Consider the following 13,901-nt stretch of genomic DNA (forward strand, 5'->3'; position numbering starts at 1 on the left):
CATGAGCGATCCCACGTTTTCGCAATCGGAAGTCGGCGAAGAGTCCCGCGACGTCAACGCGGCCAAGGGCTGGCATCCGCCTTCCGCCCCGGTGTCGCGCGACCGTGGCCTGGGGCCGTTTCCCCGGCTGATTCTGCGCGGCGCAACGATCATCGACGGCACCGGCGCGCCGCCGTGGGGGCCGGTCGACATCGTGATCGAGAACGACCGCATCACCGCGCTGGTCAACGTGGGCACGCCGCACAAGGCCATCGACCCCAAGCGTCGCCCGGGGCCGGGCGACCACGAAATCGATTGCCACGGCAAGTTCGTCACGCCCGGCTTTGTGGATGCGCACGCGCACATCGGCACGCCGTATCACGCCATGAGCGGCATCGTTCCGCCCGCTGACTACATCTACAAACTGTGGCTGGCGCACGGGGTGACCACGGTGCGCGAAATGGGTGCGATGGGCGGGCTGGGCTGGACGATGGAGCAGCGTGAGCTGTCCGCCGCCAACAAGATCGCCGCGCCGCGCATGGTCGTGCACAGCGTGTTTCCCGCCGTGAACGACCGCGTCAAGACCATCCACACGCCCGAGCAGGGCCGCGAATGGGTGCGCAAGCTGGCGGCGCGCGGGGCGGACGGCATCAAGTTCTTCGGCGCGCCGCCCGCCATCATGGAAGCGGCGCTGGATGAAGCCGCGCAACTGGGGCTGCGTTCCGGTTGCCACCACGCGCAGATGGCCGTCACCCGTGTAAACGCGTTGAAGTCCGCGCGCTGGGGGCTGACCAGTTCCGAACACTATTACGGCCTGCCCGAAGCGCTGTTCGAAGACCGCGTGGTGCAGTCGTTTCCCACCGACTACAACTACAGCGACGAGTACTACCGCTTTGCCGTCGCCGGCCAGACCTTCATGCAGGCCGCGCAGCCGGGATCGGCCAAGTGGCGCCAGGTGATGGACCAGTTCCTGGAGCTGGGCCACACATTCGTGCCCACCTTCAACATCTACGACGCCAACCGCGACCTGATGCGCGCGCGCCGCGCGGACTGGCACGACGACTACACCTGGAAGGCCGTGTGGAAGTACTTCCAGCCGCAGCGCGGCGGGCACGGCGCCTACTGGTATCGCTGGAGCACCACCAACGAAATCGAATGGAAGCAAAACTACCGGCTGTGGATGCAGTTCATCAACGAATACAAGAACCTGGGCGGGCGCGTGTGCGCGGGCAGCGATTCCGGCTTCATCTTCCAGATCTACGGCTTTGGTTTCGTGCGTGAACTGGAACTGCTTCAGGAAGCCGGCTTTCATCCCATTGAAGTGCTGCGCGCCGCTACCTCGCAAAGCGCCGCATTGCTGGGCATCGATGACGACACCGGCTCGATCGATGTGCAAAAGCGCGCCGACCTGCTGATCCACGACCAGAACCCGCTGACCGATTTCAAGCTGCTGTTCGGCACCGGCGCCATGCGCCTGAACGACGAGACGGCCAAGGTGCAATGGCAACGCTGCCTGCGCACCACCATCAAGTCCGGCGTGGTGTACGACACCGCCGAACTGCTGGCCGACGTGCGCAAGATGGTCAAGGACAGTTGGGCGGAAGACGCGGATGGCGAACGCCCGCCGTTTGGCGGCGCGCCGTCGGGTTCGCCGTGCGACAGCGCGGACGAGGCGGGCTGACATGGCCGTTGACCTGTTCCTGTTGTGCGGTTTCCTGGGCAGCGGCAAGACCACGCTGCTGGTGGATTACCTGCGCGATCCGGCATCCCGCGACACCGGCGTGATCGTCAACGAGGCAGGCGAAATCGGTGTGGACGGCGCCATCGTTGCAAACGACAGCGACAACGTGCCGATGACGCTGATGGCCAATGGCTGCGTATGTTGCTCGTTGCGCAGCGACTTGGTCTACACCTTGTCGGCGTTGCTGGATGCGCCGCGTCCGCACGGTGAAGGCCCGTTGCAACGCGTGATCCTGGAATGCAGCGGGCTGTCGCGGCCCGGCCCGATCATTGCGTCGCTGGCCGACCCGGAACTGGCCAGCCGGGGTTTGAGGCTGACGGTGGTGTGCACCGACGATTGCGCGCGCGACCCTGACGCGTTGGCGGAGATGGACGAGGCCATGGCGCAGTTTGGCGCCGCGCACCGCATCGTGCTGACCAAGACCGATCTGCTGCCGGCATCCGAGCTTGCCGGCCGCGCCGCGCGTGCCGCCGCGCTGAATCCGCTGGCCGACGTCATTGCCCACCCGGACCGCCGGCGCGCCGTGCAGGCCGCGTTCGCGCCGTCGCAAGGAGTGGCCGACTTGGCCGGGCTGGCCGCGCGCATGCTGATGGCTGGCGGCGCCGGCGCCAGCGCCGCGCACCCGCGCATCCGCGTGATGGCGGCGCGTGCCCGAGACGGCATCAGCTGGACCGATTTTTCTGAATGGCTGGATAACCTGGCCGGCTTGTGCGGTGAACGGCTGTTGCGGCTCAAGGCCATCGTGCGCGTGACGGAATGCGCCGAGCCCATCCTGATCCAGTCGGTAGGCACGACCTTCAGTGCACCGCAGCGCTTGACGCGCCTGCCCGATGCCCGCGACGCCATCATTGTGATCGCCCGCGACATCGACGCGAACGACATTCGCGCCCTGGCGCCGGACGCGCCGGTCGAGATGCTGGCCTGAATGTTTTGATAACCCCAAGGCGCACGGGCGGGCACAGCCGCTTGCGCGCCACCGTAGCAAGTCGTCAGTTCCCCTTCGATACGAGGTTGTTATGCAAGAGAAAAACCTGACTCGCCGTGGCTTCATCAAGACCGCCTCCGGCCTGGCCCTGGCCCCCGCGTTGGGCTGGGTGCCCGGCATGGCGCACGCCGCCGAAAAAGACCTGGTCGTGGGCACGTGGGGCGGCGACTACCAAAACCTGTTGCAGCAGATCATCAACCCCATCGTCGACAAGCAAGGCGTGAAGGTGGTGTACGACACCGGCAACGCCGTGGGCCGCGTGACCAAGCTGCGCGCGGAAAAGAACTCGCGGCGCGGCAGCATGGACGTGGCCCTGCTGGGCGAAGTCGATATGTATGACGCCGAACGTTCCGGCACGCTGGAGCCCATCGACGTCAAGAAGCTGCCGAACCTGGCGCACGCCATTGCCGCGCTGAAAACGCCGTATTCGATCCCGCACATTTTCAGCGCGATGACCCTGGTGTACAACACCGAAAAATTCGCCACGCCGCCGGATTCCCTGCAAGTGCTGCTGGACCCGAAGTGGAAAGGGCAGGTGGGCTTCTCGGACATCCTGTACCTGTACAACGCGGTCTTTGTTGGCTTGGGCGCGGGTGGCGACACCAAGACGTTTGACGGCGGCAAGCGCTTCCTGGCCAAGCTCAAGCCCAACGCGCCGCGCATCTATCCGTCCAACGAGGCGGTGGCGTCCGCGTTCAAGTCCGGCGAAATCGCCATCGCCTGCATGTGGAAGGCGCGCGCATTGCAGTGGAAGGACAGCGGCCTGCCGCTGGGTTTCGTGATCCCGAAGGAAGGCTCGGTGCCGGTGTCGTTTGAAGCGGGCGTGGCCAAGAACAGCCGCAACAAGGACGCGGCCTGGGAATACCTGAACGCCATGCTGGACCCGCAAGGCCAGATCGGTTTCGCCGAAAAAATGGGTTACGCGCCTACGGTGACCAACGCGACGCTGCCGGAAAACCTGAAGCGCGTCGGGTTCACCGATGCCGAGGTGAAGCTGCTGCACGCGTACGACCTGAAGGGCCTGACCGAGCGCAAGGCCGACATCCTGGAATTCTGGAACAAGGAATTCAAGGCCGGTTGATGGGGTGGATGATTTGACGGCCGGGCCGGGCACCCGCCTCGCCCGTCGCCCCGCCCGCCGCACTCATCCCCGCCGCGCCGCTTCGATCCGCGCGACGTCGATCTTGCTCATCGTCATCATCGCCTCGAATACGCGCTTGGCGGCGGCGCGGTCCGGGCCCGTGTAGGCCTCGGTCAACACCCGCGGCGTGATCTGCCAGGACAAGCCCCACTTGTCCTGGCACCAGCCGCACTCGCTTTCCCGCCCGCCGTTGCCGACGATGGCATTCCAATAGCGGTCGGTTTCTTCCTGGTCGTCGGTCGCCACCTGAAACGAAAACGACTCGTTGTGCTGAAACGCCGGCCCGCCATTCAGGCCCAGGCACGGGATGCCCATCACGGTGAACTGCACAGTCAGCACTTCGCCTTCCTTGCCCGACGGGTAATCGGACGGCGCATGATGCACCGCGTCGACCGAACTATCGGGAAACGTCTGCGCATAGAACCGCGCCGCCTCCAGCGCGGCGCCGTCGAACCAAAGGCAAATGGTGTTCTTGGGAATCATCGGGGGTCTCCTGGTGGGATGAGAACCCGTTGACGCCTGGCGTCCGAACAACCGGCGCGCATCGCGTGTAGGGTCTCGTGATGTCGAGAATACTCGGTCGCAGGGCAGGATTGGCGGTCGCTAAATACCGTTTCAACTGTCAGATTCACGGGGCGATTCAAACCGGATTTTTGCGTATCTCAATTGAGATACATAATGGCCGCTTCTTTACCGGAGACTCGCCATGGCACCGACGTCCATGTTGCATGTTCGTGTAGACGAAGAGCTCAAGGCCGAAGCGGCGAAAAAACTCGCCAATGTCGGGTTGACGATCTCGGATGCGGTGCGCATCCTGCTGACCAGGGTGGCAAAAGAGGGCGGTTTGCCTGCCGGGCTGGCGGTTGATGCCAAGAGCTACGATGCGTGGTTTCGCGCAAAGGTCCAGGAGGCACTCGTCGATACGCGTCCAGCGGTTTCCCACCAGGAGGTGATGGCCGAGGCGCGTGCCTTGATCGGCAAAAAGAAGCATCGTGCCGGTTCTTGAATGGCGCCAGGCGGCTCGCGAAGACCTGCTGGCGATTGTTGAATACATTTCGGACGACAGCCCGGCGGCTGCGCTTCGCTTGCTTGATGAGATTGAGCAGTAGGTGGCCAAATTGCGCCGGCGTCCACGGCTTTATCGCGCGGGGCGGGTCGCTGGAACCAGGGAGATGGTGGTGAAGCCCAACTACCTGGTGGTTTACGCGGAGTCCTCACGCGCTGTGACAATTTTGCGCGTCCTGCACGCCGCACAGCGGTGGCCGCTGGATCGCGCCTGACATCGCTGCGTCGCGCTATTCGCGACCGCCCCCCAAAACTTCATCGCATTGATTCTGAAATGTTATATCATTCGTCCGCCGTTTGTAATGATATAACATCCGAGAGAACGTAGATGAAAGGCAAGAAGCTGGGGTTCAAGAAGGTAAGCCAGGTGGCAGCAGAGGCGCGCGCGCCGCGTCGGGGAAGCCTGAAACCGTTGGTGTGTTCGTTGATGCTGATCGCGCCGGTGGCGCAGGCCGAGAGCGATGCGGACGTCAGCCGCGCCAAGACGTTGGCGCCCATTACCGTGTCGGCCAATCCGCTGGGTCTGGACCTGAACAGCACCACGCTGCCGGCGTCCGTGCTGGAAGGCGATGCGTTGATTGAACAGCGCACCGGTACGTTGGGCGAAACGCTGAAGAACCTGCCCGGCGTGAACAGCGATACGTTTGGCGGCGGCGCCAGCCGTCCCGTGATTCGGGGCCAGACCGCGCCGCGCGTGAAGGTGTTGTCCGATGGATCCGAAGTGATGGACGCGTCCAGCATTTCGCCGGATCACGCCGTTACCGTGGAACCGCTGCTGGCCGAGCGCATCGAAGTGCTGCGCGGGCCGGCCACGTTGCTGTACGGTGGCGGTGCGATCGGCGGCGTGGTCAACGTGGTGGACAAGAAAGTGCCGACGGCCGTGCCGGAAAAAGGCATCGAAGCCGAAGCCGAGCTGCGCGGCGCGACAGGCACGAAAGAACGTTCGGGCGCCGTCGGCATCACCGCGGGCGAGGGCCAGTTTGCCGTGCGCGTGGAAGGCATGAAGCGCCGCACCAGCGATTACGACGTGCCCGACTGGCCGGGCGGCAAGCTGGAAGGCTCGTACAGCGAATCCGCGCAAGGCTCCGTCGGCATGTCGTGGATTACGCCGCGCGGCTATGTCGGCCTGGCGTTCACGCATCTGGAAAGCAAGTACGGCCTGCCTGGCCACAACCATGAATACGAAGGCTGCCACCCGCACGGCACGCATCTGCATTGCGGCGGCCACGACGATCATGACCACGAAGAAGAAGGCCACGATCACGATCACGAACATGGCGGCGTGCCGTACGTGAAGCTGCGCAGCAACCGCCTGGACCTGCGCGCCGAATATCAGGACCCCTTCGCCGGCTTCGAGAAAATCCGTGTGCGCGGTGGCTTGACGGACTATCAGCACGACGAGATCGAAGGCGGCGAAGTCGGCACGCGTTTCAAGAACAAGGGCTATGACCTGCGCGTGGAATTGCAGCACAAGCCCATCGCCGGCTGGCGCGGCGTGATCGGCATGCAAAACGCCTATAGCGACTTCAGCGCCGAGGGCGAAGAAGCCTTCCTGCCGCGCAGTCGCACCCGATCCAACGGCTTGTTCGTGCTTGAGGAATACCAGCTGAACGATTGGCGCTTTGAAGTGGGCGCGCGGCAGGACTGGCAACGCATCTCGCCCGAAGGCGGCGCGTCGCGCAGCAGCCTGTCCGGCACGTCCTTGTCGGCCGCCGCCATCTGGGATTTTGCGCCGCAGTATTCCGTAGCACTGTCCTTGTCGCGCTCGCAACGCTTGCCCAACGCCCAAGAGCTGTACGCCGATGGCGTTCACCTTGCCACCAATACGTATGAACTGGGCAACGCGGACCTGGGCCGCGAAACGTCGCACAACATCGACCTGACCTTGCGCAAGCATGCCGGCGACACCACGTTTTCCGCCAGCGTGTTCCACAACCGCGTCAAGAACTACATCTATGCCAACACGCTGGACCGCTACGAAGACTTTCGCCTGATCGAGTACACGCAACGCGATGCGGAATTCACCGGCGTGGAAGGCGAGCTGCGGCACCAGTTCACGCCCGTGTTCTCGGCCGCCGTGTTCGGCGACTACGTGCGTGGCAAGCTGACGGGCGGCGACGGCAATCTGCCTCGCATTCCGGCGGCGCGCGCCGGCGTGCGCGGCAACGTGAAGTGGGATCAGTGGTCGGGCGGCGTGGAATACGCACGCGTGTTCTCGCAGAAGGACATTGCGTCGTACGAAGACAGCACGCCGGGCTACAACATGGTGAACGCGGTAGTGGCCTATCGTGGCCGCTATGGCGACGCCGGCTACGAAGTGTATGTACGCGGCACCAACCTGTTGAACAAGCTGGCCTACAACCACGCCTCGTTCATTTCTTCGGTTGCGCCGCTGCCGGGCCGCAGCGTGATGCTGGGCGTGCGCATGACGTATTGATGCACTGCGTCACAACACACGCGGATCGCGCGCATCGCCTGGCGTGATCCCCGTGTGCAAATCGATTGCACGAAACCGGCTGGCGGTGTGCTAAGTTGCCGGAATTCCCGCCCGGAATCCCAAAGACCCGCCATGCTGAAATTCGCCGCCAACCTATCGATGATGTATCAGGAATATCCATTCCTGGACCGTTATGCCGCCGCCGCGTCGGATGGATTCACGGGCGTCGAATGCATGTTTCCGTACGCCGAACCCGCCGCCGTCGTGCGGGAACGGATGGACGCGGTGGGCGTGTCGCAAGTGCTGTTCAATGCACCGCCGGGCGTGACCGCGCGCGGTGAACGCGGCCTGGCGGCGTTGCCGGGCCGGCAGGCGGAATTCCAGGCGGGAATCGAACAGGCCTTGTCGTATGCGACGACGCTGTCTTGTTCGAACGTGCACGTCATGGCCGGTTTGGCTCCCGACGGCGTGGCGCGCGAATCGCTATTGGATTGCTACCGCGAGAATCTGAATTGGGCGGCGCGCCAAGCGCGATCGGCGGGCGTCACGTTGCTGATCGAACCCATCAACACACGCGACATCCCGGGCTACATCCTGAACCGTCAGGACGAGGCCCACGCCATCGTGCAAGCCGTGAACGCCCCGAACCTGAAGGTGCAGATGGACCTGTACCACTGCCAGATCGTCGAAGGCGACGTCACCACCAAACTGCACGAATATCTGCCGACCGGCCGCGTGGGCCACGTGCAGATCGCCGGCGTGCCGCACCGCCACGAACCGGATCGCGGCGAACTCGATTACGGCTGGGTTTTCAACGTGCTGCGCGAACTGCGCTACAGCGGCTGGATCGGCTGCGAGTACCGGCCGGCGGGGCATACGTCGGCAGGCTTGCGTTGGTTGAACGCGGCGCGCGGCTGATCGCCGCGCAGTCCCCGTCCCTTTCTTTTGCGCCTCATTTCACCTTGAATGGCCCCCCGAAACCTCGGGCTTGCAGTCGTGAAAAAAATAGTTAATATGTTAATTAAAATAAACGAGAGCCAGGGTCGAGGAGGCCGGGACATGACGACAAGTATCTTGCCGCGCACGTGGCGGGCCGTGGCGTTTACCAGCGCCGCTGCATGGTTCAGCCTTGCATGCACCGCCGCCTTGGCGGGCGAATTCCCCGATCATCCCATCCGTTGGCTGGTGCCGTTCAGTGCGGGCGGTGGCAGCGATATCGCCACGCGCATCGTTGCCAGGCATGTGGGCGAATCGCTGGGGCAGACGGTCGTGGTCGAGAACCGGCCGGGTGCCGCCACCATTGTCGCCGCGCAAGAGACCGCGCGCGCCGCGCCCGACGGCTACACCTTGATGACCGCGGGCATGAGCACGCTGGCCTTGAACCCCTGGCTATACAAAAACCTCCCCTACGATCCCGCCCGCAACCTGACGCCGGTGTCCACGTTGGTGTCCCTGCCCATTGTGCTGGTCACATCGCCCGCGTCCGACCTGTCCGACATGCCCGCCGTCATGCGCTACCTGCGCAGCGACAAGCCGGGCAGCTATGCGTCGTTGGGCGTCGGCAGCCCGCATCACCTGGCCATGGAGTTGTTCCTGGAATCCATCGGTGGGCGCGCCACCGCAATCCCGTACAAGGGCACGCCACCCGCTTTGCAGGATGTCGCGTCGGGCGTGGTGCCGATGATGATGGCCGACCTGGCCGCCGCGCGGCCGTTGATCCAGGCCGGCAAGCTGCGCGCCATCGCGGGGCCGGCCGCGCAGCGGTCAGCCCAGTTACCCGACGTGCCGACTTTTGCGGAAGTGGGCGGGCACACGTTCGAGGCGGCAGCCTGGCAAGGGGGGGGGGCGCCGGCTGGCACGCCCGCGCCCATCGTCGATAAGCTCAGCCAGGCCATCGTCGCCGCGTTGAAGTCGCCAGACGTGGTCAAACAGTTGACGCTGCAAGGCATGGAACCCACGGGCAGCACGCCGCACGCCTTTGCCGACTATGCGCGCGCGGAAAACGAACGCTGGGGCGCGGTGATCCGGCACAAGGGCATTTCGGCCGACTAGCGCGGAATCAGTCGCGTCCGGGGCGCTTAGTCGCGCACCGCAGCGCGGCGCTTCTTGCCGCGCTGCGCCGTGGCCGCGCAACCCGCCGACGCGATGACGATGCCGGCAATCGCCAGCCATTGGGTTTGCGACAAATGTTCGTTCAGCACGATCACGCCGGCCAACGCGCCCATGGCGGGCTCCATGCTGAGCAGCACGCCAAACGTCTTTTGCGGCAGGCGCCGCAGCGCGATCATTTCCAACGAGTAGGGCAGCGCGCTGGACAAAATGCCCACGCCGATGCCGGCCAGGATCAGCTTGGGGTCCAGCAAGGCCATGCCGGCATGCGCGACGCCCACGGGCAAGGCCACCATCGTGGCCGCCAGCAAGCCCAGCGACGTCGCCTGGCCGCCATGCACGTTGCCGGCCATCTTGCCAAACACGATGTACAGCGCCCAGCACACGGCGGCGGCCAATGCGTAGGCGATGCCGGCAGGGTCCAGATCGTGCAGCGACTGGCCGGTGGGAATCAACAGCACCAGCCCCGCCAGCGCGCATCCGATCCACACAAAATCGATCGCACGCCGCGACATCAGCACGGCCAATGTCAGCGGGCCGGTGAATTCGATGGCAATGGCGATGCCCAGCGGCAACGTGCGTAGCGCCATGTAGAACAGCAGGTTCATGCAGGCCAGCGTCACGCCATACAGCGCGATCTTGGCGGCGTTTTGCCGGGTCAGCGCAAAGCGCCACGGGCGCCAGAACGCAATCAGGATGATGGCGCCGATAACGATGCGATAGGCGGTCGTGCCCTGCGCGCCCACTTGGGGAAACAGGGACTTGGCGAACGACGTGCCGATGCACAGCGACGCCATCGCGCCGATCAGCGACAGGGTGGGAAGCAGGGTCGAGCCCGAGGCGTTGTGCCCGGTGTTCAAGGTGGCGGCGGTCATGGGTGCTAGGTAACGCTCAATGCAGGAACGCGCGGACGCGCAACGAAAAACGAAGGTTCAAGGCGCCAGCGTGGCGGCCGTGGAGTAAAGCACATACAGCGCCAGCCCCAGCATCACGGCGCCCAGCAAGCCTTGCTGCATGCGCAGGAACCACGGGTTGCGCCCGACCCAGCCGCGAATGCGCGACGCGCCATAGGCAAAGCAACTGCCGTAAGGCAGGCTGAGTACTTTCATGGTGATACCCAGCACCAGCATCTGCACCCACACGGGGCCGTTCTCCGGCGAGGTGAACTGTGGCAGGAAGGCGATCATGAACAGCAGCACCTTCGGGTTCAGCAGATTGGTCATGAAGCCCTGCCAGAACGCATCGCGCGCATCGCCCGGCCGCGCCGACAAGGACACGTCGGCGGCCTGCGCGCAGCGGACCATTGCCTTGATGCCCAGATAGCCCAGGTACAGACCGCCCGCCGCCTTGATGGCCACGAACACTGTCGGAAACGCTTGCAGCACCGACGCCAGGCCCAGCACCACGGCGGGAACCTGGATGAAGCCGGCCGCCACGTTTCCCAGCACGCTATGGAAAGCCGGGCGAAACCCCTGCGTCATGCCGCGCGACAGCGTCAACGCCATGTCCGGGCCGGGCGTGAGTTTAAGCGCCGCGTCGGCGGCAAGAAAAAGCAGAAAAAGCTGGAGCGACGGCATTGCGACGGCGGCTGGTTGGCATGCCCCACGGCGGGGCGCCCGGGCGGAGGGCTCTCAGTGTACGCACGCCCGCTGATTTTTTCCTGCGTCCGGCGGCTGCCAAATGAAGTTTCCCGTCGAATTGGGGCCGGACCTGTTCGCGCCCGGGATTAGAATCTCTCGCAAGCCCCGACTTAACCCGAACCCGGCCGCTGTGCGGTCGCCGACCGGTCGCCATCCGCCCCGCCAGCCCAAGCCGCCACCCGCGTTCCGACCACCCCCGCGTTCCGAGACCCTCATGGAACTAGACGATTTTGATCTCCAGATCCTGCAAAGCTTGCAGGAGGACAACCAGCGCACCAGTCAGGACGTTGCCGAACGCGTGAACCTGTCGCCCGTGTCGTGCCTGCGCCGCATGAAGCGGCTGCGCGAATCGAAAGTGGTGACGGCCGACGTCTCCGTGGTGGACCCGGCCGCGGTGGGGCGCGCCATCATGATGGTGGTGCTGGTGTCGCTGGAAAGCGAGCGTGCCGACAAGCTGGACCTGTTCAAGCGCGCCATGCAGGGCGCGCCCGAGGTCATGCAATGCCTGGCGGTAACGGGCGAAGTCGACTTCGTGCTGACCTTGACCATGACGGACATGGCGGAATACGACGCCTTCGCCCAGCGTCAGCTCTGGGGCAACCCCAACGTGAAGCGCTTTTCCACCCTGGTGGTGATGAACCAGGTGAAGAACACGTTGACGGTGCCGCTGGCTACATCGGCTTGAGGCCCAGCGTCTGGATCATCTGGCGGTACTTGGCGACCTGCGCGCTGGCGTAGGCATCGGCGTCGGGCTGGCTCATCGGCGCCAGTAAGCGGCGCCCCTCGGCTTCCATCCGGGCGCGCAGGTCGGGCTGTTCCAGCGCATAGCCCACGGCACGGCGCAGGGTGTCCACTTCGGCGGCGGGCGTGTCCTGACGCACGTAGTAACCGCCCGCGATCGTGTAGACGAAGTCGGGGATGGTCTTGCTTTGCGATATCAGCGGCAGCTTGGCCAGCGGAGCGGGCAGCGTGTCCGAAAAGCTGGTCAGGATCTTCAACTGCTGTTGCGCGGCCATGCCCTCCATTGCTTGCTGGTAGGGCAGTACCGCGAAATCAACCTGGCGTCCGATCAGGTCTTGCAGCGCGGGCGCCGCGCCGCGATAGGGCACGTGCAGGAATTCCGCGCCCACGCGCCGGCCCAGGTATTCCGTCATGATGTGGTACAGCGAGCCGACGCCCACGCTGCCGAAGGTCAGGGGGCTGGCGCCCGGCCGCTTGGCGTAGGCGATGAATTCATCCACGGTATTGACCGGCAGGTCCGCGCGCGCGAGCAGCACGATGGTGGCTTCGCTGATGGGCTGCGTCAGCCGGAAGTCTTCGGGCTTGTAATGCGCGGCGGCGTTCAGGAACGGGCTGAGGATGACCTCGTTGGGCGACCCGTGCAAAAACGTGTAGCCGTCCGGCGCGCTGGTCAACACGCGGCGCGCGCCCAGCATGCCCGCACCGCCGCCCACGTTTTCCACCACCACCTGTTGCCCGAGTGCGTGGGCGATATGTACGCCAAACTGGCGCGCCGACGCATCGCTGGCGCCGCCTGCCGGATACGGCACCACCAGGCTCAACGGCTTCTTGGCCGGGTAGTCCGCGTGGGCCAGCGGCGTCATGGCACAAGCGGCAAGGCAAACGGCGGCCATCCGGGCCGGTAGATTCCAACGCATGCTGCATCTCCCTTGTCATTTCTGTTGGCGCGCAGCCGGTTGTCCGGTCTGCCGTATGCAGTCTAGGCAGCGGCGATTGTTCGCATCAATGACGGGCGGAAGGTCGGATCATTGTGATTTCTGCATCGATGGACGTGGCCGGCCCAGGCGCGGCCGGCCCGGTATCAGGCGCGGCCAGCTCAGGCGCGGCCAGCTCAGGCGCGGCCAGCTCAGGCGCGGCGGGACTCCAAGGCGGGAAAGGTCTTCAGGATGTGGCGCAGCATGCTGGCCGTGGCAGGCGGCAGATGCCGGCCGGCCAGGCTGATGACGTGCGTGCGGCTGTTGTTCAGGATGGGGTTGGCCAGCGGCAGCGACACCATCTGGCGGAACTGCGCGCCCTTGAGCGGCACGGACAGCGGGTTCACCACATAGCCCAGCCCCTGGCTGGCGAACTCCCACAGGATCTTGAAGGAATTGGTCAGCAGCGCGGGCTTGAGCTTGACGTTTTCGTCCAGCTCGGCCGCCTGGATGTGTTGTCGCACGCCAAACGACTCGTCCATGGCGGCCCAGCCGTAGGGCGCCAGATCCGACAGCCGCAACGCCCGGCGCGACCGCGCCAGCGGATGGTCTTTGTGCACGTGCACGCGCATCGGCGCGGCGCGCGAATAGTGCGACCGCAAGCGCACATCGTTGGGCGGCTGGAAGGCCAGCGCAATCTGCACGCGCTCTTCCACCAGGCAGCGCACCGTCTCGTTGGTGCCCGCCACATGGATGCTGTAGGTGATGTCGGGGTGCTTGCGCACGAAGGACAGCAGCACGGGCTCCAGCACCATGTCGACAAAGCCCTCGCCCAGCGCCAGTTCCACATGGCCACGCGTCGCGCTTTTCAGATTGTTGACTTCGGCCTGGAAGGATTCGTTCAGGTCCTGCTGGCGGCGCGCGAAGAGCGCCACCAGGCGCCCGGCGTCGGTGGGTACGACGCCGCGCCCACGGCGTTCCAGCAGCGTCAACCCGGTGTCTGCCTCTAGCCTGGCAATGGCGCGGCTGATGGCCGACGGGTCGGTATTGAGCTGATCGGCGGCGGCGCGCAATGTGCCGGTTTCTATGACCTGCAGCAAGCAGAGCGTCCGTTTGAACTCCAGGACATCATCCATGATTGATTTCCAT

General features: G+C 64.9%; 13 protein-coding genes and 1 pseudogene. 9 read left to right on the forward strand and 5 right to left on the reverse strand.

What is annotated here, in order from left to right; genetic code table 11:
* The first annotated feature begins 1 nt into the window (after position 1).
* The 3 genes from ACNPP0_RS28205 (at position 2) to ACNPP0_RS28215 (ending at position 3,786) form a co-directional block, all read left to right on the forward strand.
* Complete coding sequence (locus ACNPP0_RS28205; protein WP_448707748.1) at positions 2–1,660, forward strand: amidohydrolase family protein; 1,659 nt, start codon at positions 2–4, stop codon at positions 1,658–1,660.
* Position 1,661: 1 nt separating this feature from the next.
* Positions 1,662–2,645 (forward strand): CobW family GTP-binding protein, encoded by a 984-nt coding sequence (locus ACNPP0_RS28210; RefSeq protein ID WP_448707749.1) that lies wholly within the window; start codon positions 1,662–1,664, stop codon positions 2,643–2,645.
* A gap of 91 nt (positions 2,646–2,736) precedes the next feature.
* The gene (locus ACNPP0_RS28215) at positions 2,737–3,786 is read left to right on the forward strand and encodes an ABC transporter substrate-binding protein (protein WP_448707750.1); all 1,050 of its coding nucleotides are present in this window, start codon (positions 2,737–2,739) and stop codon (positions 3,784–3,786) included.
* A gap of 63 nt (positions 3,787–3,849) precedes the next feature.
* Here the strand turns inward: ACNPP0_RS28215 and ACNPP0_RS28220 are convergent, their stop codons facing one another.
* Complete coding sequence (locus ACNPP0_RS28220) at positions 3,850–4,329, reverse strand: VOC family protein (protein ID WP_448707751.1); 480 nt, start codon at positions 4,327–4,329, stop codon at positions 3,850–3,852.
* A 223-nt stretch (positions 4,330–4,552) separates the two neighbouring features.
* Between ACNPP0_RS28220 and relB the strand changes: the two genes are divergently transcribed.
* The 5 genes and pseudogenes from relB (at position 4,553) to ACNPP0_RS28245 (ending at position 9,400) form a co-directional block, all read left to right on the forward strand.
* Complete coding sequence (gene relB, locus ACNPP0_RS28225) at positions 4,553–4,852, forward strand: type II toxin-antitoxin system RelB family antitoxin (RefSeq protein WP_332609862.1); 300 nt, start codon at positions 4,553–4,555, stop codon at positions 4,850–4,852.
* Positions 4,839–5,126 (forward strand): annotated as a pseudogene (locus ACNPP0_RS28230) (type II toxin-antitoxin system RelE/ParE family toxin). The gene relB and the pseudogene ACNPP0_RS28230 overlap by 14 nt, the downstream one beginning before the upstream one ends.
* Before the next feature lie 212 nt (positions 5,127–5,338).
* The gene (locus tag ACNPP0_RS28235; protein WP_448707770.1) at positions 5,339–7,348 is read left to right on the forward strand and encodes a TonB-dependent receptor domain-containing protein; all 2,010 of its coding nucleotides are present in this window, start codon (positions 5,339–5,341) and stop codon (positions 7,346–7,348) included.
* Between the two features lie 132 nt (positions 7,349–7,480).
* Positions 7,481–8,266, forward strand: coding sequence for a 2-oxo-tetronate isomerase (gene otnI / locus ACNPP0_RS28240; RefSeq protein ID WP_448707752.1), 786 nt, complete (start codon positions 7,481–7,483; stop codon positions 8,264–8,266).
* A gap of 141 nt (positions 8,267–8,407) precedes the next feature.
* Positions 8,408–9,400, forward strand: coding sequence for a Bug family tripartite tricarboxylate transporter substrate binding protein (locus ACNPP0_RS28245; RefSeq protein ID WP_448707753.1), 993 nt, complete (start codon positions 8,408–8,410; stop codon positions 9,398–9,400).
* Between the two features lie 26 nt (positions 9,401–9,426).
* On the opposite strand, the gene ACNPP0_RS28250 is transcribed toward ACNPP0_RS28245, so the two are convergent.
* Together ACNPP0_RS28250 and ACNPP0_RS28255 are read right to left on the reverse strand one after the other, a co-directional pair.
* A complete protein-coding gene (locus tag ACNPP0_RS28250) occupies positions 9,427–10,332 on the reverse strand; it encodes an EamA family transporter (RefSeq protein WP_448707754.1) in 906 nt (301 codons plus the stop codon).
* A gap of 57 nt (positions 10,333–10,389) precedes the next feature.
* Positions 10,390–11,034, reverse strand: coding sequence for a LysE family translocator (locus ACNPP0_RS28255; protein WP_332609867.1), 645 nt, complete (start codon positions 11,032–11,034; stop codon positions 10,390–10,392).
* Between the two features lie 277 nt (positions 11,035–11,311).
* On the opposite strand from ACNPP0_RS28255, the gene ACNPP0_RS28260 reads away from it, so the two are divergent.
* Entirely contained in the window at positions 11,312–11,782 is a 471-nt protein-coding gene (locus ACNPP0_RS28260; protein ID WP_332609868.1) for an Lrp/AsnC family transcriptional regulator, read from the forward strand.
* Here the strand turns inward: ACNPP0_RS28260 and ACNPP0_RS28265 are convergent.
* Both ACNPP0_RS28265 and ACNPP0_RS28270 read right to left on the reverse strand, forming a co-directional pair.
* On the reverse strand, positions 11,769–12,755 hold the full coding sequence (locus tag ACNPP0_RS28265) for a Bug family tripartite tricarboxylate transporter substrate binding protein (RefSeq protein ID WP_332609869.1): 987 nt from the start codon (positions 12,753–12,755) through the stop codon (positions 11,769–11,771). The genes ACNPP0_RS28260 and ACNPP0_RS28265 overlap by 14 nt on opposite strands.
* Positions 12,756–12,964: 209 nt before the next feature.
* Positions 12,965–13,888, reverse strand: a complete 924-nt coding sequence (locus ACNPP0_RS28270) for a LysR family transcriptional regulator (protein WP_332609871.1) — start codon at positions 13,886–13,888, stop codon at positions 12,965–12,967.
* Positions 13,889–13,901 lie beyond the last annotated feature (13 nt).

Source organism: Achromobacter semiaridum (assembly GCF_053543755.1).